This is a genomic window from Dyella sp. 01N448 (genome assembly GCF_056399225.1).
Genome location: NZ_JBFTQX010000006.1, coordinates 369,216 through 389,928 on the forward strand (window position 1 = coordinate 369,216; position 20,713 = coordinate 389,928).

General features: G+C 63.9%; 18 protein-coding genes and 1 riboswitch. Of the genes, 13 read left to right on the forward strand and 5 right to left on the reverse strand.

Features of this window, described 5'->3' with window-relative positions:
- The first annotated feature begins 24 nt into the window (after positions 1-24).
- The 5 genes from grpE (at position 25) to AC1DKY_RS13725 (ending at position 6,171) form a co-directional block, all read left to right on the forward strand.
- A complete protein-coding gene (gene grpE, locus AC1DKY_RS13705) occupies positions 25-552 on the forward strand; it encodes a nucleotide exchange factor GrpE (protein ID WP_441604134.1) in 528 nt (175 codons plus the stop codon).
- A gap of 160 nt (positions 553-712) precedes the next feature.
- Positions 713-2,641, forward strand: a complete 1,929-nt coding sequence (dnaK, locus tag AC1DKY_RS13710; RefSeq protein ID WP_441604135.1) for a molecular chaperone DnaK — start codon at positions 713-715, stop codon at positions 2,639-2,641.
- Positions 2,642-2,771: 130 nt separating this feature from the next.
- Positions 2,772-3,905, forward strand: coding sequence for a molecular chaperone DnaJ (gene dnaJ / locus AC1DKY_RS13715; RefSeq protein ID WP_441604136.1), 1,134 nt, complete (start codon positions 2,772-2,774; stop codon positions 3,903-3,905).
- A gap of 149 nt (positions 3,906-4,054) precedes the next feature.
- A complete protein-coding gene (gene dapB / locus AC1DKY_RS13720) occupies positions 4,055-4,858 on the forward strand; it encodes a 4-hydroxy-tetrahydrodipicolinate reductase (protein ID WP_441604137.1) in 804 nt (267 codons plus the stop codon).
- A gap of 70 nt (positions 4,859-4,928) precedes the next feature.
- Positions 4,929-5,062, forward strand: a riboswitch (yybP-ykoY riboswitch).
- Positions 5,063-5,163: 101 nt separating this feature from the next.
- On the forward strand, positions 5,164-6,171 hold the full coding sequence (locus tag AC1DKY_RS13725) for a sodium:calcium antiporter (protein WP_441604138.1): 1,008 nt from the start codon (positions 5,164-5,166) through the stop codon (positions 6,169-6,171).
- Between the two features lie 41 nt (positions 6,172-6,212).
- Here AC1DKY_RS13725 and AC1DKY_RS13730 read toward each other — a convergent pair whose 3' ends face one another.
- Positions 6,213-6,908, reverse strand: coding sequence for a 2OG-Fe(II) oxygenase (locus AC1DKY_RS13730; RefSeq protein WP_441604139.1), 696 nt, complete (start codon positions 6,906-6,908; stop codon positions 6,213-6,215).
- A gap of 213 nt (positions 6,909-7,121) precedes the next feature.
- Here AC1DKY_RS13730 and carA point away from each other — a divergent pair, with 213 nt between their 5' ends.
- Genes carA through greA form a run of 3 tightly spaced genes read left to right on the forward strand, consistent with a single transcriptional unit; the run spans position 7,122 to position 11,951 of the window.
- Complete coding sequence (gene carA, locus AC1DKY_RS13735) at positions 7,122-8,258, forward strand: glutamine-hydrolyzing carbamoyl-phosphate synthase small subunit (protein WP_441604140.1); 1,137 nt, start codon at positions 7,122-7,124, stop codon at positions 8,256-8,258.
- Positions 8,251-11,478: a carbamoyl-phosphate synthase large subunit gene (gene carB, locus AC1DKY_RS13740; RefSeq protein WP_441604141.1), complete on the forward strand. Its 3,228-nt coding sequence runs from the start codon at positions 8,251-8,253 to the stop codon at positions 11,476-11,478. The genes carA and carB overlap by 8 nt, the downstream gene beginning before the upstream one ends.
- Positions 11,475-11,951, forward strand: coding sequence for a transcription elongation factor GreA (gene greA, locus AC1DKY_RS13745; RefSeq protein WP_441604142.1), 477 nt, complete (start codon positions 11,475-11,477; stop codon positions 11,949-11,951). The genes carB and greA overlap by 4 nt, the downstream gene beginning before the upstream one ends.
- A gap of 186 nt (positions 11,952-12,137) precedes the next feature.
- On the opposite strand, the gene ykgO is transcribed toward greA, so the two are convergent.
- The 4 genes from ykgO to AC1DKY_RS13765 form a co-directional block, all read right to left on the reverse strand.
- On the reverse strand, positions 12,138-12,263 hold the full coding sequence (gene ykgO, locus AC1DKY_RS13750; RefSeq protein WP_010342887.1) for a type B 50S ribosomal protein L36: 126 nt from the start codon (positions 12,261-12,263) through the stop codon (positions 12,138-12,140).
- Between the two features lie 126 nt (positions 12,264-12,389).
- Entirely contained in the window at positions 12,390-13,286 is an 897-nt protein-coding gene (locus tag AC1DKY_RS13755; protein WP_441604143.1) for a LysR substrate-binding domain-containing protein, read from the reverse strand.
- Between the two features lie 361 nt (positions 13,287-13,647).
- Positions 13,648-15,666 (reverse strand): FAD-dependent oxidoreductase, encoded by a 2,019-nt coding sequence (locus tag AC1DKY_RS13760; protein ID WP_441604144.1) that lies wholly within the window; start codon positions 15,664-15,666, stop codon positions 13,648-13,650.
- A 177-nt stretch (positions 15,667-15,843) separates the two neighbouring features.
- Positions 15,844-16,101: an acyl-CoA-binding protein gene (locus tag AC1DKY_RS13765; protein ID WP_046973383.1), complete on the reverse strand. Its 258-nt coding sequence runs from the start codon at positions 16,099-16,101 to the stop codon at positions 15,844-15,846.
- 116 nt (positions 16,102-16,217) lie between these two features.
- Between AC1DKY_RS13765 and cmk the strand changes: the two genes are divergently transcribed.
- From cmk to lapB, 5 genes are all read left to right on the forward strand, one after another.
- A complete protein-coding gene (gene cmk / locus AC1DKY_RS13770; protein ID WP_441604145.1) occupies positions 16,218-16,898 on the forward strand; it encodes a (d)CMP kinase in 681 nt (226 codons plus the stop codon).
- 167 nt (positions 16,899-17,065) lie between these two features.
- Positions 17,066-18,739: a 30S ribosomal protein S1 gene (gene rpsA / locus AC1DKY_RS13775; protein ID WP_204636274.1), complete on the forward strand. Its 1,674-nt coding sequence runs from the start codon at positions 17,066-17,068 to the stop codon at positions 18,737-18,739.
- Between the two features lie 73 nt (positions 18,740-18,812).
- Entirely contained in the window at positions 18,813-19,100 is a 288-nt protein-coding gene (locus AC1DKY_RS13780; protein WP_046973381.1) for an integration host factor subunit beta, read from the forward strand.
- A 172-nt stretch (positions 19,101-19,272) separates the two neighbouring features.
- Positions 19,273-19,539, forward strand: a complete 267-nt coding sequence (locus AC1DKY_RS13785; RefSeq protein WP_441604146.1) for a lipopolysaccharide assembly protein LapA domain-containing protein — start codon at positions 19,273-19,275, stop codon at positions 19,537-19,539.
- A complete protein-coding gene (lapB, locus tag AC1DKY_RS13790) occupies positions 19,536-20,711 on the forward strand; it encodes a lipopolysaccharide assembly protein LapB (RefSeq protein ID WP_121880817.1) in 1,176 nt (391 codons plus the stop codon). The genes AC1DKY_RS13785 and lapB overlap by 4 nt, the downstream gene beginning before the upstream one ends.
- The last annotated feature ends 2 nt before the right edge of the window (positions 20,712-20,713 follow it).

Consider the following 20,713-nt stretch of genomic DNA (forward strand, 5'->3'; position numbering starts at 1 on the left):
CACGGATAAGGCTTGGAGTGATTCATGCAAAGCAACGACCCAACGGTGTCCAACGAGACGCCAGGCCAGCAGGGCGAGACGGGCAGCGCCGAACTGGAAGCGCTGAAGTCGCGTATCGCCGAACTGGAAACCAGCAACGTAGAGCTGCGCGACACCGTGCTGCGCGAAAAGGCGGAAATCGAGAACCAGCGTCGCCGACTTCATCGCGACGTGGAGCAGGCTCGCCGCTTCGCCAACGAGAAGCTGCTCAACGAGCTGCTGCCGGTCTATGACGGGCTGGAGCGCGGCCTGCAGGTGGAAGGCGGTGATATCGCCAGCGTGCGCGAGGGCATTGCGCTCACGCTCAAGTCGCTGCTGAAGATCGCCGAGAACAACGGCCTGGTGCAGGTCGATCCGCTGGGTCAGCCGCTGGATCCGGAGCGGCATCACGCGGTGAGCATGGTGGAGGCCCCGGGCGCGGCCCCCAACACGGTCGTCAACGTGCTGCAGAAGGGCTACGTGTTGAACGACAGGCTGCTGCGCCCGGCGTTGGTGGCGGTCGCCAAGGAATGACGCCCGCGCCGGCGGTCGAGGACGCCTGAATGGCGTCCCCTGTCGGCAACGGTGGCAAGGCATCCGGGGTCTTGTCGGCATTGAGATGCCACGCGGCAAACCCCATCTGACAAAACAGTTGCGGCCGAGGGGTCGCTTAAAGAATTCGGGAGTAAACAACATGGGTAAAATCATCGGTATCGACCTGGGCACGACCAACTCGTGCGTTGCCGTGATGGACGGCACCACCGCCAAGGTCATCGAGAACTCGGAAGGCGATCGCACCACGCCGTCCATCGTCGCTTTCACCAAGGACAACGAAGTCATGGTGGGCGCGCCGGCCAAGCGCCAGAGCGTGACCAACCCCAAGAACACCTTCTACGCGGTGAAGCGCCTGATCGGCCGCAAGTTCACCGACGCGGAAGTGCAGAAAGACCTGCACATCGTGCCCTACGGCATCGTGGCGCACGAAAACGGCGACGCCTGGGTCGAAACGGCTGATGGCCGCAAGATGGCTCCGCAGGAGATCTCGGCCAAGGTCCTCATGAAGATGAAGAAGACCGCCGAAGACTATCTCGGCGAGCCGGTGACCGAAGCCGTGATCACCGTGCCGGCCTACTTCAACGACAGCCAGCGCCAGGCCACCAAGGACGCCGGCCGCATCGCGGGCCTGGACGTCAAGCGCATCATCAACGAGCCGACCGCCGCCGCACTGGCCTACGGTCTGGACAAGAAGGGCGGCGACCGCAAGATCGCCGTGTACGACCTCGGCGGCGGCACGTTCGACGTGTCCATCATCGAGATCGCCGAAGTCGACGGCGAGAAGCAGTTCGAAGTGCTGGCCACCAATGGCGACACCTTCCTGGGTGGCGAAGACTTCGACATGCGCGTCATCGACTACCTCGTCGAAGAATTCAAGAAAGACCAGGGCATGGACCTGCGCAAGGATCCGCTCGCGCTGCAGCGCCTGAAGGACGCCGCCGAGCGCGCCAAGATCGAGCTGTCCTCCAGCCACCAGACCGAAGTGAACCTGCCGTACATCACGGCCGACGCCTCCGGTCCGAAGCACCTCAACATCAAGCTCACCCGCGCCAAGCTCGAAGCGCTGGTGGAAGACCTGGTCAAGCGCACCATCGAGCCGTGCCGCACCGCGTTGAATGACGCCGGCCTGCGCGTGTCCGACATCAATGAGGTGATCCTCGTCGGTGGCCAGACCCGCATGCCCAAGGTGCAGGAGTCGGTGAAAGACTTCTTCGGCAAGGAACCGCGCAAGGACGTCAACCCGGACGAGGCCGTCGCTGTCGGCGCCGCGATCCAGGGCGGCGTGCTGGGCGGCACCGTCAAGGACGTGCTGCTGCTGGACGTCACCCCGCTGTCGCTCGGCATCGAGACGATGGGCGGCGTGATGACCAAGCTGATCGAGAAGAACACCACCGTGCCGACCAAGGCCTCGCAGGTGTTCTCCACCGCCGACGACAACCAGACCGCGGTGACCGTGCACGTGCTGCAGGGTGAGCGCGAGCGCGCCAGCGCCAACAAGTCGCTGGGCAAGTTCGACCTGCAGGGCATCGACGCTGCACCTCGCGGCATGCCGCAGATCGAGGTCACCTTCGACATCGACGCCAACGGCATCCTGCACGTCTCGGCCAAGGACAAGAAGACCGGCAAGGAACAGAAGATCGAGATCAAGGCCGGCTCGGGCCTGTCCGAGGAAGAGATCAACCGCATGGTGGCCGACGCCGAGGCCAACAAGGAAGAAGACAAGAAGTTCCACGAACTCGTCGGCACCCGCAACAAGGCCGACCAGCTGGTCCACGCCACCCGCAGCGCGCTCAAAGAGCACGGCGGCAAGGTGCCGGCCGATCAGCTGAGCACGATCGAAGGCGCCTTGTCGGATCTGGAAAAGGTCAAGGACAGCGACGACAAGTCGGCCATCGATTCGAAGATCGAGAAGCTCGAGCAGGTCGCCCAGGCGCTGTACGCCGCGGCCCAGGGCGGTGCCCAGGCTGATGCCGGCGCACACGCGGGCGGTCAGCAGCAGGGCGGCCCGGCCGGCCACGACGACGTGGTCGATGCCGAGTTCACTGAAGTCAAGGACGAGAAAAAGTAATATTGGCCGGTCGGCGCTGCCGATCTGACGCAGCCCGCGCCCGGGAGTTCACCTAGGCGCGGGCTGTTTGTTGAGTAGACATGGGTCCTACGATTCATGAGTAAGAGAGCAGTCCATGCCGGATGCAACGATGAGCAAGCGTGATTACTACGAAGTCCTGGGTGTAGAACGTACCGTCACCGAGGTCGAACTGAAGAAGTCGTTCCGTCGACTGGCGATGAAGTACCACCCGGACCGTTGTCCGGACGATCCGCATGCGCAAGAGAAATTCAAAGAGGCCAAGGAGGCCTACGAAGTGCTGGCCGACGCGCAGAAGCGCGCGATGTATGACCAGCACGGCCATGCCGCGTTCGAGCACGGCATGGGCGGTCGCGGCGGCGCCGGTGGCTTTGGCGACATGGGCGACATCTTCGGCGATATCTTTGGCGACATTTTCGGCATGGGCGGTGGCGGCGGACGCGGACGTTCGCGTCGCGGCTCCGACCTGCGCTACATCATGGAGCTCGATCTGGAAGAAGCCGTCTTCGGCGTCGAGAAGAAGATCGAGATTCCCACCCAGGTCAATTGCCATCACTGCAACGGCAGCGGTTCGGCCGACGGCAAGACGGTGACCTGCAAGACCTGCGCAGGCCATGGCCGCGTGCGCATGCAGAACGGCATTTTCTCCATCCAGCAGGCCTGCCCGCATTGCGGCGGCAGCGGCCAGGCGATCGAGAAGCCCTGCAAGCAGTGCGATGGCGAAGGCCGTCTGGAAGAAACTCGCCAGCTGTCGGTGAACATTCCTGCCGGCGTCGACAACGGCGATCGGATCCGCCTGACCGGGCAGGGCGAAGCCGGTCCGACCGGTGGCGAAGCCGGTGACCTTTACGTTGAAGTGCGCGTGCGCGATCACGCCATCTTCCAGCGTGACGGCAATGATCTGCATTGCGAGCTGCCGATCCGTTTTGCGCAGGCGGCGCTGGGTGCGGAGTTGCTGGTGCCCACGCTGGAAGGCGAAGTGCCGATCAATATTCCGCCGGAAACGCAGACGGGCCAGATGTTCCGTCTGCGCGGCCGCGGCGTGAAGTCGGTGCGCAGCACTCGCAACGGTGATCTCATTTGCCGCGTGGTAGTGGAAACGCCGGTGCGTCTCACCAAACAGCAGCGCGACCTGTTCGAGCAGCTTGAGGCAACCTTTGCCGATGGCGAGGCCGACAAGCACACGCCGCGCGCCAAGACCTGGGTCGATGGCGTCAAGCAGTTCTGGTCGCGCGTCACCTCGTAAGTTCACGCGATCCGCCGGCCCACAAAGCCCTGGCTCCCGCCGGGGCTTTGCTTTTTGTGGAACCCCGTTGACGGCGGCTACGCACGCGGGCGCCCGCAGGCGGTAGCATCGCCTCTCATGTCCGTCGTGCCCGAGAAAGGAAGCCATCTATGACCCAGCCCGTCCGCCTTGCCATCAATGGCGCCACTGGCCGCATGGGACAGGCCTTGCTGACCTTGGTGAAGGACGATGCCCGCTTCGCGCTGGTCGCTGCAATCGCCTCGCCCGAATCGTCCAGGCTGGGTCAGCCCGTCGATGCATGCGAGGGCTCGCTGGCCTATACGCATGAATGGCCGGCGGCCGATGCGCTGGACGTGGTGGTGGATTTCAGCGGCCCGGCGGGTCTGGCCGAAGCGCTGACCTATTGCGAATCGCATGGCGTGGCGCTGGTCACCGGCACCACCGGCCTGGACGCGACCTTTGCGCAACGCCTCAACGCCTCGGCGGCCCGCATCGCCTTGCTGCGCTCGGCGAACTTCAGCCTGGGCGTGGCGGTGCTTACGCGACTGCTGCGCCAGGCTGCTGCAGCCTTGCCGGATTGGGATCTGGACATCATCGAGGCGCACCACAACCGCAAGGAAGATGCGCCATCGGGTACGGCGCTCGCGCTGGGCGAGGCGGCAGCGTCCGCACGCGGCACGTCGCTGCGCGAGAGCGCGGTGTACGCGCGCGAAGGGCGGGTGGGTCCGCGTCAGCAGGGCACCATCGGCTTCGCGGTGGTGCGCGGCGGCGATATCGTCGGCGAGCACGAAGTGTTGCTGATGGGACAGGGTGAACGTGTGGAGCTGGTCCATCGCGCCACCGATCGTTCGATCTTTGCCCGCGGCGCACTTGAGGCTGCACATTGGCTCAGCGGTCGCGAAGCGGGCGATTACGATCTCGATGCGATGCTGGCGGATCGGGCCTCGCGCTGAGCCGATGCGGCGCGAAAACGCGTCGCGTTCCTGGCGCTCGCTTGCCTGGGGGCGGCGGGGCCTCTAAAATCCCGTGTGTTGTCATTGGGGAGTAGCCATCCTCACCCCACGCAACCGGCCTCCGGTTGCTTCTAGAGGAATCCGCGTCAACAGACTTGAAGCTTCGGCTTCATGGCGTGGATGGTCACCGGTTCCTTCTGGTTCCGGCAGCCCGGCGAGACCTTTGGCCGCGACGCGCTCACCCTGCCGGGCGAGCTCGCGTCGCTGCGCCAATGGTTTTCCGCTCGCCCGGCCTTGGAAAAAGCATGCTCATTGCCCTGTTGTTCCTGCTCTCGGCCGGTGCGATCTATCTCGCCTGCGAATATTTCGTCAACGGCGTGGAATGGTTCGGCCAGAAGCTCAACCTGGGCGCGACGGCTACAGGCACCGTGCTGGCGGCCTTCGGCACGGCGTTGCCGGAAAGCGCGGTGACCTTTGTCGCGGTGATCCTCGGCAAGACGCCCGAGCAAAAAGACATTGGCGTGGGCGCCGCGCTCGGCGGCCCCTTGGTGCTGGCGACGATCGCGTACGCGGTGGTCGGCGTGGCGCTGTGGATGAATCGCCACAAGCTGCAGCGTGCCGACCATCAAGTGCGTGTGGCGCACGGACGCCTGGCGCGCGATCAGTCGTGGTTCCTGGCGATCTTCGTGGTGAAGTGCACGCTTGGCCTGGTCGCATTTGCCTTCAAGCCGTGGCTCGGTGTGCTGTTCCTGGCCGCCTATGGCTTGTACGTGTGGCGCGAGTTGAAGTCTTCCGACACCGCACCTGAGGAAGAAGAACTCGAGCCGCTGAAGTTCCAGCCCAAGGCGATCGATCCGTCGATCTGGTGGGTGATTGCGCAGACCACGCTGGCGCTGATCGTCATTGCCTTCGCGTCGCATACCTTCGTCAAACAGATCGAAGCGATCGGCATTGCGCTCAATCTCTCGCCACATCTGGTGGCGCTGGTGCTGAGCCCGGTGGCCACCGAGCTGCCTGAGACCATGAATGCGCTGATCTGGGTGCGTCAGGGCAAGGAGCGCCTGGCGCTGGCCAATATCTCCGGCGCCATGATGATTCAGGCGACCATCCCCAGCTCGCTGGCGCTATTTGCCACGCCGTGGCTGTTCGATGCGCCGCTGATGGTGGCGGGCGTGCTCACCGGTGTGGCCATCATCTACCTGTGGCAGTTGTTCCGTCGCGGACGCGTGGATGCCCGCTCTCTGGTGCCGGTGGGGCTGCTCTACGGCGTGTTTGCTGCCTATATCGCGTGGCACTACGGGACGCAGCTGTAAGCACCCGGGGCAGGGCGCACCGCTGAGTGCGCCCTCGCTGATCAGTCGCGATGCGCGGCGTTGCGATCGCGGTCGGCGCCCAGCTTGCGATCAAGCGAGCCGAAGATCTTCTTGAACGCGCGCGCAAATTTGCCGCGCTTGGTCTTGCGCAGCTTTTCTTCTTCGCTGGTGAGCCAGGCCACCTGGATCACGCGGCGCTCGCCCTCGTAGGGCAGGTGGCCGTGGAAGGAATTCTCACAGCGCTTGAACACCGCAAATTCGCCGTAGAGCGGCTTGAGCTCCGGCGCGATCATGCTGTCGATGCTGTCGATACTGCCCAGAAAGCGCAGACAGCCGTCGCTGGTGTCCGGCCAGAGGTTGTTGAGGTAGAGCAGAGCCGTGGCCACCTTGGACTTGCTGTCCGTATGGATGGTCCCGTGGCGCTTGTTGAGCGACCGGCACAGCGTGATGAGGGTGGGGTACTGGCCCAGGTTCTCGATCCCCAGGCGCTCGCCGATGGCGCGGGCGAACTCGGCCGAGCTCAGGCGGTTCACCAGTGCATTGATCGAGGGGCCGCAGTCGCTGGCGTCATACGGGAAGAAACCGGCGCTCGCATAGCGCGGAAAATCGCGCTCCAGGTCGCCGCGCGCCTCGTCCGGCAACTGACCGTGCGCGATCAGGAACGGGAACGGCTCCGCCCTGATGTCGGTGTCCGGTCGGTCAAGACGGGCGGGATCGAGCAGCGCGACTGAGTTCATGGATGTCCGAGCATGGGTGAGACCGCGCTAGTGTACTGCCCGGACAGGGGCCCGCAGGGCTTTTCTCCCGGTGGCGTTCAGCTGTTTTTGGTGGACACCAAGTGGGCTTGCACCTATCATTGCGACCCGCCCTGCAACATTCCTCGACTAAGGTCCTCAAGCCTGCTTTGGTGCGGCTTGCGGACCTTGCTGCACCTAAAAGGCGGTCCTCCGATGCCTATTCCCGCTCTGCTTGCCCTCGAAGACGGCAGCGTGTTCCACGGCTACGCCGTTGGCGCGACTGGCGAAACTGTCGGCGAGGTGGTTTTCAACACCGCCATGACCGGCTACCAGGAGATCCTCACCGATCCCTCGTACGCCAAACAGCTTGTCACCCTGACTTATCCGCACATCGGCAACACCGGCGTGAACGTCGAGGACGAAGAGTCCGCTTCGGTCCACGCCGCCGGCCTGATCGTGCGCGACGTGCCGCGCCGTGCCAGCAACTGGCGCAGCACCGAAAGCCTGACCGATTACCTCAAGCGCCACGGCATCGTGGCCCTGGCCGGCATCGACACGCGCCGCCTGACCCGCATCCTGCGCGACAAGGGCGCTTTGAACGGCTGCATCGTCGCCGGCGAGCAGATCGACGTCGAAGACGCACTTGCCAAGGCGCGCGCCTTCCCCGGCCTCAATGGCATGGACCTGGCCAAGGTGGTCAGCGTGGGCGAGTCCTACCAGTGGAACGAGGGCGTCTACGACCTCGATCGCACCGCCTTCAACCAGCCGTCCAAACGCTTCAAGGTCGTGGCCTACGACTACGGCGTGAAGTACAACATCCTGCGCCTGCTGGCCGAGCAGGGTTGCGACATCACCGTGGTGCCTGCGCAGACGCCGGCTGGCGACGTGCTGGCGATGAAGCCCGATGGCGTGTTCCTGTCCAACGGCCCCGGCGATCCGGCGGCCTGCGACTACGCCGTGGAAGCCACCAAGCAGTTCCTAGAGGCGAAGATCCCGCTGTTCGGCATCTGCCTGGGTCACCAGATCATGGGCCTGGCGCTGGGCGCCAAGACGCTGAAGATGAAGTTCGGCCACCACGGCGCGAACCATCCGGTGAAGGATCTGGACGATGGCCGCGTGCTGATCACCTCGCAGAACCACGGTTTCGCGGTCGATCCGGCCACGCTGCCGGCGAACGTGCGCGTCACCCATACCTCGCTGTTCGATGGCTCGCTGCAGGGCTTCGCGCTCACCGACCGTCCGGCGTTCTGCTTCCAGGGTCACCCGGAAGCGAGCCCCGGCCCGCACGAGATGAGCTACCTGTTTGATCGTTTTGCCGCCCTGATGCAGGAGGCCCGCAAGAATGGCTAAGCGCACCGATATCAAGAGCATCCTCATCATCGGCGCCGGTCCGATCGTCATCGGCCAGGCCTGCGAGTTCGACTACTCCGGCGCCCAGGCCTGCAAGGCGCTGAAGGAAGAGGGTTACCGCGTCATCCTGGTGAACTCCAATCCCGCCACCATCATGACCGACCCGGAGACGGCCGACGCCGTCTACATCGAGCCGATCAACTGGCAGACGGTGGAACGCATCATCGCCAAGGAGCGCCCCGATGCGGTGCTGCCGACGATGGGCGGCCAGACTGGCCTCAACTGCGCGCTGGATCTCGCCGACCACGGCGTGCTCGAGAAGTACAACGTCGAACTGATCGGCGCGTCGCGCGAAGCCATCCGCATGGCCGAAGACCGCGAGCTGTTCCGCGTCGCCATGGCCGAGATCGGCCTGGAGTGCCCGAAGGCCGAAGTGGTTCGTACTTTCGAGCAGGCGCTGATCACGCAGACGAAGGTGGGCTATCCCACCATCATCCGCCCCAGCTTCACGCTGGGCGGCTCCGGTGGCGGTATCGCGTACAACCGCGAAGAATTCGAAGAGATCGTCAAGCGCGGCCTCGAGCTTTCGCCGGTGGGCGAAGTGCTGGTCGAGGAATCCGTGCTCGGCTGGAAAGAATTCGAGATGGAAGTGGTCCGCGACAAGGCGGACAACTGCATCATCGTGTGCTCGATCGAAAACCTCGATCCGATGGGCGTGCACACCGGCGACTCGATTACGGTCGCGCCGGCGCAGACGCTCACCGACAAGGAATACCAGCGCCTGCGCGATGCATCCATCGCGGTGCTGCGCAAGATCGGCGTGGATACCGGCGGCTCCAACGTGCAGTTCGGCATCAATGCCGAGAACGGCCGCGTGGTGGTGATCGAGATGAATCCGCGCGTGTCGCGTTCGTCGGCGCTCGCTTCCAAGGCCACCGGTTTCCCGATCGCCAAGATCGCGGCGAAGCTGGCGGTGGGCTACACGCTCGACGAACTCAAGAACGACATCACCGGCGGTCTCACCCCGGCCTCGTTCGAGCCGAGCATCGATTACGTCGTCACCAAGATTCCGCGCTTCGCGTTCGAGAAGTTCCCCTCGGCCGACGCGCGCCTCACCACGCAGATGAAGTCCGTCGGCGAAGTGATGGCGATGGGCCGCACCTTCCACGAATCGCTGCAGAAGGCGCTGCGTGGCCTGGAAATCGGCAAGACCGGCCTCAACCCGACCGGCCTGGATCTGACCACCGAAGAGGGCGTCAACGCACTCAAGCGCGAACTGCGCGAGCCGCGTCCGGATCGCGTGTTCCATCTGGCCGATGCGTTCCGCGCCGGCTTGTCGCTGGAAGACGTGTACGGTTTGAGCCGCGTCGATCCCTGGTTCCTGGCGGCGTTCGAAGACATCGTGCTCACCGAGAAGGACGTCCAGACGCAGGGCATCACCGTGCTCGACGCCGCGCGCATGCGCGAGTTGAAGCGCATGGGCTTCTCCGACGCGCGCCTGGCCGAACTGCTCGACACCAATGAAGCGGCCATGCGCCATCTGCGTCGTACGCTGGGCGTGCGCCCGGTGTACAAGCGCGTGGACTCCTGCGCCGCCGAGTTCGCCACCACCACGGCCTACATGTACTCGACCTACGAGGAAGAGTGCGAGGCCAACCCGACCAATCGCGACAAGATCGTCGTGCTTGGTGGCGGCCCGAACCGCATCGGCCAAGGTATCGAGTTCGATTACTGCTGCGTGCACGCAGCGCTCGCCCTACGCGAGGATGGTTTCGAAACCATCATGGTCAACTGCAATCCGGAAACGGTTTCGACCGACTACGACACCTCCGATCGCCTGTACTTCGAGCCGCTCACGCTCGAGGACGTGCTGGAGATCGTTGATCTGGAGAAGCCCAAGGGCGTGATCGTGCAGTACGGTGGCCAGACGCCGCTCAAGCTTGCACGTGCGCTGGAAGCGGCTGGCGTACCGGTGATCGGTACTTCGCCCGACAGCATCGACCTGGCCGAGGATCGCGAGCGCTTCCAGCAGATGATCGAGAAGATCGGCCTGAAGCAGCCGCCGAACCGCACTGCGCGCACGCCGGAAGAGGCTTTGGCCTCGGCACGCGAAATCGGCTACCCGCTGGTGGTGCGTCCGAGCTACGTGCTGGGCGGCCGCGCGATGGAAATCGTCTATAGCGATGCCGATCTTTCGCGTTACATCCGCGATGCCGTGCAGGTCTCCAACGATTCGCCGGTGCTGCTGGATCGCTTCCTCGATCACGCGGTCGAAGTGGACGTGGACATCATCGCCGACGCCGAAGGCAACGTGCTGGTCGGCGGCATCATGGAGCATATCGAAGAGGCCGGCGTCCATTCGGGCGACTCGTCCTGCTCGCTGCCGCCGTACTCGCTGACGCAGGAGGTGCAGGATGAAATGCGCCGCCAGGTCACCGCGATGGCGAAGGAGCTGAAGGTCATCGGCCTGATGAATACGCAGTTCGCCATCCAGGGCGATACGGTGTTCATCCTCGAAGTGAACCCGCGCGCCTCGCGGACCGTGCCGTTCGTATCCAAGGCGACCGGCGTGCCGCTCGCCAAGATCGCCGCACGCGCCATGGCCGGCCGCTCGTTGATCGAGCAGGGCACCACGCGCGAAGTGATCCCGAGCTACTACTCGGTGAAGGAAGCGATCTTCCCGTTCCTGAAGTTCCAGAACGTGGATCCGATCCTCGGTCCTGAAATGCGCTCCACCGGTGAGGTGATGGGCGTGGGCCGCAGCTTCGGCGCCGCCTTTGCGCGCGGTCACGATGCCGCCGGCATCAAGACGCCGCCGAAGGGCAAGGTGTTCGTATCGGTGCGCGATGCCGACAAGGATCGCCTGCTGCCGGTCGCCCGCGAAGTGCTGGAGCGCGGCTTCAGCCTGGTCGCCACTGACGGCACGGCCAAGTACCTGGCCGAGCATGGCGTGGCCTGCGAGCGCATCAACAAGGTGATCGAAGGCCGTCCGCACATCGTCGACCTGATCAAGAACGGCGAGATCGTCTATATCGTCAACACCACCGAGGGCAAGGCGGCGATTGCCGACTCGTTCTCGATCCGACGTGAAGCCCTGCAGCAGCGCGTCACGTACTCCACCACGGTCGCGGGCGCCCGCGCGCTGGTGCATTCGCTGGATTATCACGGCGACGGCTCGGTGCACAGCCTGCAGGAACTGCACAAGGAACTGAAAGCATGAGTCGTGCGCCCATTACCAAGGCAGGCTCCGAGCGCCTTCGTAGCGAGCTGGAAAAGCTGAAGTCCACCGATCGGCCGCATATCATCGCGGCCATCGCTGAGGCGCGCGCGCATGGCGACCTGAAAGAGAACGCGGAGTACCACGCGGCACGCGAGCAGCAGAGCTTCATCGAAGGCCGCATCGCGGCCTTGGAAGCGCTGCTGTCGACGGCCGAAGTCATCGACGTCAGCCGTCTTGCGGCCGGTTCGCGCGTGGTGTTCGGCGCCACCGTGGATCTGGAAGACGAGGACAGCGGTGAAGCGGTGACCTATCAGATCGTGGGCGACCTGGAAGCCGACATCAAGCAGCGCCTGATCGCCGTCTCCTCACCGATCGCGCGCGCGCTGATCGGCAAGAGCGAAGGTGACAGCTTCGAGTTCACCGCGCCCAATGGTGTGAAGCATTACGAGATCACGGGCGTGCGTTACGCCTGATCTCGCGGGGAACCATCCCTTGTAGGAGCGCACTTGTGCGCGACCGCAGCGCTGAAGCTCAACGCTTCGCCGGGTTGTCGCGCACAAGTGCGCTCCTACAGAAAGGCCGGTCGCTGTTCAAACTCAAGGCAACAAAAAAGGGCCGCTTTCGCGGCCCTTCTTCTTAAGACTCATCGCAGCTAGCAATTAGCGCTGACGAGCCTTGAAACGCGGGTTGCTCTTGCAGATCACGAACACTTTGCCGCGACGACGCACAACCTTGCAGTCACGGTGCCGCGCCTTGGCGGACTTCAAAGAGGAAAGCACCTTCACGGCCAGCTCCTGAAACTATTAAAAGAAAAATACAAGACGGCAAGTGTAAACAGTTTCCAGGAGTCGCACAAGTCTTTGGATCGACTGCCAATTGACTGTTCATGACGGATCGGGCGGTCGTCGCGGTCAATCTGCTTCGGTCATGGCGCTCAGGAAGCGCCGGACCACTGGCGAGGGCTCGTCGATCCGGCTGGCGAGGGCAAGCAGCATATAGGCATCGGGATCCTCCAGCCGCAGGTATTTCACGCCGGGCAGGCTGACCGAGCGCATCGAGGCAGGCACCAGGGCCAGCCCCATGCCGGCGGCCACCAGCACCAGCAGACCATTGATCTGCTGCGCCTGCTGGCTGATCAGCGGGTGGAAGTTGGCCTTGGCGGCGATCTGCGCCAAGCGGTCGTACAGCGTGGCGGCCAGTTCGCGAGGCTGGACCACGAAGGCCTCCATGGCCACTTCGCGCAGCCAGATGCTTTCGCGGTCGGCCAGCGGGTGGTTGGCGGGCAGGGCGAGCAGCAGAGGTTCGCGGTCGATCACGTCCAGCCGCAGAAGCTTGGCCATGCCAGGGTGCTCGGGTTCGTCGCGCACGAAGCCCACGTCCACCTCGCCAGCCAGCAGGGCGGCGTACTGCTGCTCGGTGTACATCTCGCTGAGGATCAGCCGTACCTGGGGGGCAAAGCTGCGGTAGCGCAGCAACGTCTGGGGCAGGGCCGGGTGGAAGGTCACCGACACCGTATAGGCCAGCCGCAGCTTGCCGCTGAAGCCGGTGGCGGCGTCCGCCATCTGGGCGCGGGCCTCTTCGGCCTTGGCCAGGATCTGTCTGGCCTGATCCAGGAACAGCTTGCCGGATTCGGTCAACGCGACGTTGCGCTTGTTCCGTTCCAGCAGGCGCACTCCCAAGTCGTTCTCAAGCGCTTGTATCTGCTGGGAAAGAGGTGGCTGGGAGATGTAGAGCCGCTGGGCTGCGCGAGTGAAGCTCAGCTCCTCGGCGACCGTTACAAAGTAACGAAGCTGTCTGAAGTCGAACATGGGAGGGCTTTAATAGGGTTTTCGTATAAGTCGATGCCTAAATATATATTTGTTTCTATAACCCGTCGATCATATTATTTCTTCCGTCCCGCCACCGTCCCCTCCCCCCAGGTGGCGGCGACCCTCGCCCCGCTGCGACGCTATCCCCGCGATGTCTGGTCTTCCTCCCCCCTGACCCACATCGACGCGTCGCCCAGCGGGGCGCTTTCTTTTCAGACGCAGCGCCCGGCCGAAAGGCCGGGCGTTGTCGTTTGTGGCCGAGGCATGATTCACCATCTCCCTTGTGGGAGCGCACCCTGTGCGCGACTGAGGTCGCCCCAGTCGCGCACAGGGTGCGCTCCCACAGGGGACTGAGGCTTGGTCAAAGCGTGGCGGCCAACCTCGTACCCTGGTCAATGGCGCGCTTGGCATCCAGCTCGGCAGCCACATCGGCGCCGCCGATGACATGGGTGGTGACACCAGCGGCCATCAGGGCATCCGCCAGCGACCGATTCGGCTCCTGCCCGGCGCAGACGATCACGTTGTCCACCGGCAGCACCTGTGGCTGCCCATCCACCCTGATGTGCAGGCCCGCGTCGTCGAAACGCTCGTAGCTCACGCCGCCCAGCATGGTGACGCGCTTGGCCTTGAGCGTGGCGCGATGCACCCAGCCGGTGGTCTTGTTGAGGCGGGCGCCGGGGCGTCCTTCGGAGCGCTGCAGCAGCCATAGCTGGCGGGCCGGCGCTTCGGGATGGGCCGGGGCGAGGCCGCCGCGGTTGTCGAGCTGCATGTCCACGCCCCATTCGCGGGTCCAGCGCGCGACGTCGAGCGTGGCCGATGGCGCGTGTTCCACCAGAAATTCGGCCACGTCGAAGCCAATGCCGCCGGCGCCGATGATGGCGACACGTTGACCCACGGGCTTGTTGCGCGCGAGCACGTCGAGGTAGCTCAGCACGCGTGGGTCATCGCTGCCGGGAAACTGCACATGACGCGGCGTGATGCCGGTGGCGACCACCACTTCATCGTGGCCATCGGCGGCGAGCGTGGCAGCGCTGGCGACGTGCCCAAGTTTCACCGTCACGCCGGCGTCGTCGAGGCGATGGCGGAAATAACGCAGGGTTTCGTGGAATTCCTCTTTGCCGGGAATCCGCTTCGCGTAGTTGAACTGGCCGCCGATTTCGCTGGCCTTGTCGATCAAGGTCACCGCGTGGCCGCGTTCGGCCAGCGTGCTCGCGCAGGCGAGGCCGGCGGGGCCGGCACCGATCACGGCAATCTTCTTGCGCAAACTTGTCGGCTCAATGCGCAACTCGGTTTCGTGGCAGGCGCGCGGATTGAGCAGGCAACTTGCGCGCTGATTCTTGAAGACGTGATCGAGACACGCCTGGTTGCACGCAATGCACGTGTTGATGCGATCGCTGCGTCCCACCTTCGCCTTGAGCGCCCACTCGGGGTCGGCCAGCAACGGGCGCGCCATCGACACCATGTCCGCATCGCCGTCGGCAAGAACCCGCTCGGCCACCTCCGGCATATTGATGCGGTTGGTGGTGATCAGCGGAATTGCTACTTCACCCTTGAGCTTTTTGGTGACCCACGCAAAGCCCGCGCGCGGCACGCTGGTGACGATGGTGGGCACGCGGGCTTCGTGCCAGCCGATGCCGGTATTGATGATGCTGGCGCCGGCCGCTTCGATCGCCTTGGCGAGCGTGACGATCTCGCTCCAGTCCTGGCCGTTCTGCACCAGGTCCAGCATCGACAGGCGATAGATGATGATGAAGTCGCGACCCACCGCCTCGCGCGTGCGGCGCACGATTTCCACGGGAAAACGCATGCGTCTGGCGGCATCGCCACCCCAGGCATCGCTGCGCTGGTTGGCATGCGAGGCCAGGAACTGGTTGATCAAATAGCCTTCCGAACCCATCACCTCGATGCCGTCGTAGCCGGCATCCTGGGCGAGTTTCGCGCAAGCCACGAAATCACCGATAGTGCGCTCAACGCCGCGGCTGGAAAGCGCGCGCGGAGTGAACGGCGTGATCGGGGATTTGATCTTTGATGGCGCGACCGAAAGCGGGTGATAGCCATAGCGCCCCGCATGCAGTATCTGCATGCACAGCTTGCCGCCTTCGCCATGCACCGCCCGCGTCAGCTTGCGGTGGCGCGCGACATGCCACGGCATGCTCAGCCTGCCGCCGAACGGCTTCAGCCATCCCTGGATGCTGGGCGCAATGCCGCCGGTCACCATCAGGCCGACGCCGCCCCGCGCACGCTCGGCGAAGTAGGCGGCGAGCTTGTCGTAGTCGCTGGATTTGTCCTCCAGCCCGGTATGCATCGAGCCCATCAGGATGCGATTGGGCAGGGTGGTGTGCCCGAGGTCGAGCGGGGAGAACAGGTGTGGGAAGTTCATGCGGACCGTCGACGAGGTTCAAACGATCGTATGAATGTGCCTGTGGTAGGCGTTTGAAAGCAAGGGCCGGCGATGTCCTCGTGCCCCAGGCGCGGGCACAACATCGCGATCGCCTGCTCACTGGGAGCCGACGGAGAGGGCATACAACAAGGGTTCGGCCCCGATGCGGGGCGGGACTTAGCTCAGGAGTTCCTGCACAAACTCGATGTAGCGCTGCATTGCTTCCTCTTCGGAAACGCCGCGCAGATGGGCCCAGGCCTCGTACTTTGCGGTACCCACGAAGTCGAAGAAGCCCGGCGGGTCGCCATGGACATCGCCTTCGGAGCCTTGCTTGTACAAGGCATAGAGCTTGAGCAGGGTGTCGTTGTCCGGCCGCTGGCCAAGCCGCTGGATATCTTCGGCGGCCTGATCGAATTCGCGGCGCAGATCGGTCATGGTGTGAAGTTGCATAGGGTCTGACGGAAAGAGATGGCGAGTGGACATCCTCCCGTTCCGTGCGAGGACCAACGCGATAGCATATGCGTTTTCTTTCGTCGCCGTCAGGAGCCCCCATGACTTCATCGCAGTCCGTCCCCGTACTTACCATCGACGGACCCTCGGGGTCGGGCAAGGGCACCATCAGTCGCATGGTCGCTGAGAAACTGGGCTGGCGCCTGCTGGACTCCGGCGCCCTGTACCGCGCGGTGGGCTATGCGGCGGGCATGGAGGGGCTGGACCTGTCCGACGCCGAGGCGGTGACCCGCTGCGCCCAGACCACCAAGATCCGCTTTGTGGCGACGACCGATGGCAGTGATACCCGGATCATGGTCAACGGGCACGATGCCACGGATGAATTGCGGACTGAAACGGCTGGCGGGGCGGCCTCGGCCATCGCCTCGATTCCTTCGGTACGTCAAGCACTTGTAGAGATGCAGCTGGGCTTTCGCAAGGCCCCGGGCCTGGTTGCCGACGGTCGCGACATGGGTACCGTGATCTTCCCCTCGGCGCCCTTCAAGGTGTTTCTGACCGCCAGTGCCGCCGAGCGGGCGAAAAGGCGCTATAAGCAGTTGAAGGAAAAGGGGCTGAGCGTTACACTTGGCACTCTTCAGCGCGAGATCGAGGCGCGCGACGAACGTGATGCGTCACGAACCGTCGCGCCGCTTAAGCCGGCCGCCGATGCGGTTTTCATCGATACCACCGGCATGGGCATCGACGTCGTCGTCGCGAAAGTATTGGCTGTCGTGCAGTCCTGACCAGGGCTGCCGGCGGCTTTTGGCGCCCCTGCCGCGGCAGGGGTCTTGGTCAACGGTGCCAACGGAGCGATCCGGCGACACCCATAACCGGTGGGCCGACTGTCTGTGCGCTATTCATTCCACGGCGCGCATAGGACTTAAGGCCTTTTCTCATTTCTGGAATCAACATGACTGAAAGTTTTGCCGAACTGTTTGAACAGAGCCAACAGGCTATCTCCAAGCTGAAGCCGGGCGCGATCGTCACGGGTATCGTTGTGGAAATCCGCAACGACGTCGTCGTGATCAACGCTGGCCTGAAGAGCGAAGGCATCGTCCCGATCGAGCAGTTCAAGGACGAGAGCGGAGAGCTGGAAGTGCAGGTAGGCGACGAGGTGAAGGTTGCCCTCGACGCCCTGGAAGACGGTTTCGGCGAGACCAAGCTCTCCCGTGAGAAGGCCAAGCGTTCCATGGTATGGGACGACCTCGAGCAGGCCTTCGACAAGGAAGAGACCATCACCGGCAAGATTTCCGGCAAGGTCAAGGGTGGTTTCACCGTCGACATCAAGGACGTCCGCGCATTCCTGCCGGGCTCGCTGGTCGACGTGCGTCCGGTCCGCGATCCGGTTTACCTGGAAGGCAAGGACCTCGAGTTCAAGATCATCAAGCTCGACCGCAAGCGCAACAACGTTGTGGTCAGCCGCCGCGCCGTCGTCGAGACCGAGTTCTCCGAAGAGCGCGAGAAGCTGCTTGAGCGCCTCACCGAGGGCGCAGTGGTCAAGGGCACCGTCAAGAACCTCACCGACTACGGCGCGTTCGTGGACCTGGGCGGTATCGACGGCCTGCTGCACATCACCGACATGGCGTGGAAGCGCGTGCGTCATCCGTCCGAAGTCGTCAACGTCGGCGACGAGCTGGACGTCCGCGTGCTGAAGTACGACCGCGAGCGCAACCGCGTGTCGCTGGGCCTCAAGCAGCTGGGCGACGACCCGTGGGTCGCCATCGCTCGCCGCTACCCGGTCGGCAGCCGCCTGTTCGGCAAGGTCTCCAACGTCACCGATTACGGTTGCTTCGTTGAGATCGAGCCGGGCGTGGAAGGCCTCGTGCACGTTTCCGAAATGGATTGGACCAACAAGAACGTCAACCCGGCCAAGGTGGTGCAGGTCGGTGACGAGACCGAGGTCATGGTCCTGGACGTGGATGAAGAGCGTCGCCGCATCTCGCTGGGTATCAAGCAGACCCGCTCGAACCCGTGGGAAGCTTTCGCAGCGATGCACAAGAAGAACGACAAGGTGTCCGGTCAGATCAAGTCGATCACCGACTTCGGCATCTTCATCGGTCTGGACGGCGGCATCGACGGCCTGGTTCACCTGTCCGACATCTCCTGGCAGGCGTCTGGCGAAGACCTCGTTCGCAACTTCAAGAAGGGCGACGAGATCGAAGCCGTGGTGCTGGCCGTTGATCCGGAGCGCGAGCGCATCTCCCTCGGCATCAAGCAGATGGAGCAGGATCCGTTCGGTCAGTTCATGGCTACCAACCCGCGCGGCACCATCGTCAACGGTACCGTCAAGGAAGTGGATGCCAAGGGCGCCGTGATCGACCTGGGCGAGGGCGTCGAGGGTTACCTTCGCGCCAACGACATCGCCAAGGAGCGCATCGACGATGCCACGCAGCATCTGAAGGTTGGCGACAAGGTCGAAGCCAAGTTCACCGGCATGGACCGTAAGGGCCGCCAGCTGCAGCTGTCGATCCGCGCCAAGGACGAAGAAGACGTTGCCGATGCCATGGCTGAGTACTCGTCCGCTTCCGGCGGCACGACCAAGCTTGGCGCGCTGCTCAAAGAGCAGCTCAACAAGGCTGACTAAGCAATAAGCAAAGCAGGAATGCGGGGCGGCGGTACGTCGCCCCGCGGTTACACGTCACGGACATTGGGGACCCATGACCAAATCCGAATTGATTGAGGCGCTGGCACGGCGTCAGACCCACCTTGCGTTCGCCGACGTGGAGTTGGCGGTCAAGAGCGTGATCGAACAGATGAGCCATGCCCTGTCCAATGGCGAGCGCATCGAAGTCCGAGGCTTCGGCAGCTTTGCGCTGCACTACCGCCCGCCGCGTATGGGACGCAATCCCAAGACCGGCGACGCCGTAGCCCTGCCGGGCAAGCATGTCCCGCATTTCAAGCCGGGCAAGGAATTGCGCGAGCGCGTCAACTTGAATCTGGATTGATCACCCGTTCGACGGGAATCACCACGATCTTTGGAAGGCAGGACGGCGATGAGCCGTTCCTGCCTTCTTTTTTTCAGCGGACGGAGCAGGAAAAAACGAACGGCGGCGCAATTCTGAAGGTCGGCCGAACAGCCGCCTGTGCCGCTCCACGGCAATCGGGTAAAGTCCCCGTATGCGCCTGATCGTTACGCTGATTCTTCTCCTCTTCATTGCGGCCGGCATCGTCGTCGGCGCGCTCAATGCCGATCTGGTCGCCTATGACCTCGGCTTTGCCCGCCTGCAGCTGCCCAAAGGCGCCGCCCTGTTGCTGGCGCTGGTGATCGGCTGGCTGCTGGGTGGACTCACCGCCTGGCTTGGCGTCAGTTCTCGCCATCGCCGCCTGCGCCGCAAGACGGCCGCGGCGGATGGCAAGGCGAAAACCTCTCCGGCTGGTGCATGAGCGCGCTTCTCTACGTCCTCGTCCTGCTCGTACCCGCAGCATTTGCCAGTGGCTGGTGGACCGCCCGCCGGGCCGGTGTGCGGCGCTCAGGCGCGCAGGTGAGCGAGCTTTCGTCGGACTACTTCCGCGGCCTCAACTACCTGCTCAACGAGGAGCAGGACAAGGCCATCGAGGTGTTCCTCAAGCTGGCCGAATACAACCGCGACACGGTGGAAACCCATCTTGCGCTGGGCAATCTGTTCCGCCGTCGTGGTGAAGTGGATCGTGCGATCCGCCTGCACCAGCATCTGGTCTCGCGGCCGGGTCTGTCCGATGCCATGAAGACCGTCGCCCTGCTGGAGCTGGGCGAGGACTATATGCGCGCCGGCCTGCTCGATCGCGCCGAAACCCTGTTCTCCGATCTGGTGGCGATGGATGCGCATGCGCCGTCCGCGCTGCGCCACCTGATTGCGATCTACCAGCACGAGCGCGACTGGCATAAGGCCATCGAGCATGCGCGCCGCCTGGAAGCGATGACGGGCGAAGACGAGGCGAACATGATCGCCCAGTTCTATTGCGAGCTGGCCGAACAGTCGCGACAGCACGGCGCCCGCCAGGAAGCGCGCGAATATCTGCGCCAGGCGTTTGCCTGCCAGGCCGATTGCGTGCGAGCCTTCATGCTGACCGGACGTCTATACGCCGAAGAAGGTCAGCACGCGGAAGCGGCCAAGGCCTATGAGCATGCCGTCGAGGCGGACATCGCCTTCGTGCCGGAAATCCTGCCGCCGCTGCTCAACAGCTATGCACGCTCGCAGCAGATGGAGCATGCCGAGCACTTCATGCGCGACATCCTCGAGCGCTATCACGGCATCTCGCCGGTGCTCGCGCTGACGCGCCTGTATCAACAGCGCGACGGTGAGCGCACCGCTGTTGAATTTCTCACCTCCCAGTTGCGCCAGCGTCCCTCGGTGCGCGGACTGATGGCCTTGATCGACGCCACCATGGACAAGATGGAAGGCGAGGCGCGCGAGAACTTCCTGATCCTGCGCGACCTCACCAAGAAGCTGCTCGAGGGCCAGGCGATGTATCGCTGCAGCCGTTGCGGCTTCGGCGCCAAGGCGCACCACTGGCAATGCCCCAGCTGCAAGAACTGGAGCACGATCCGTCCCATCCACGGCGTAGCCAACGAATGAGG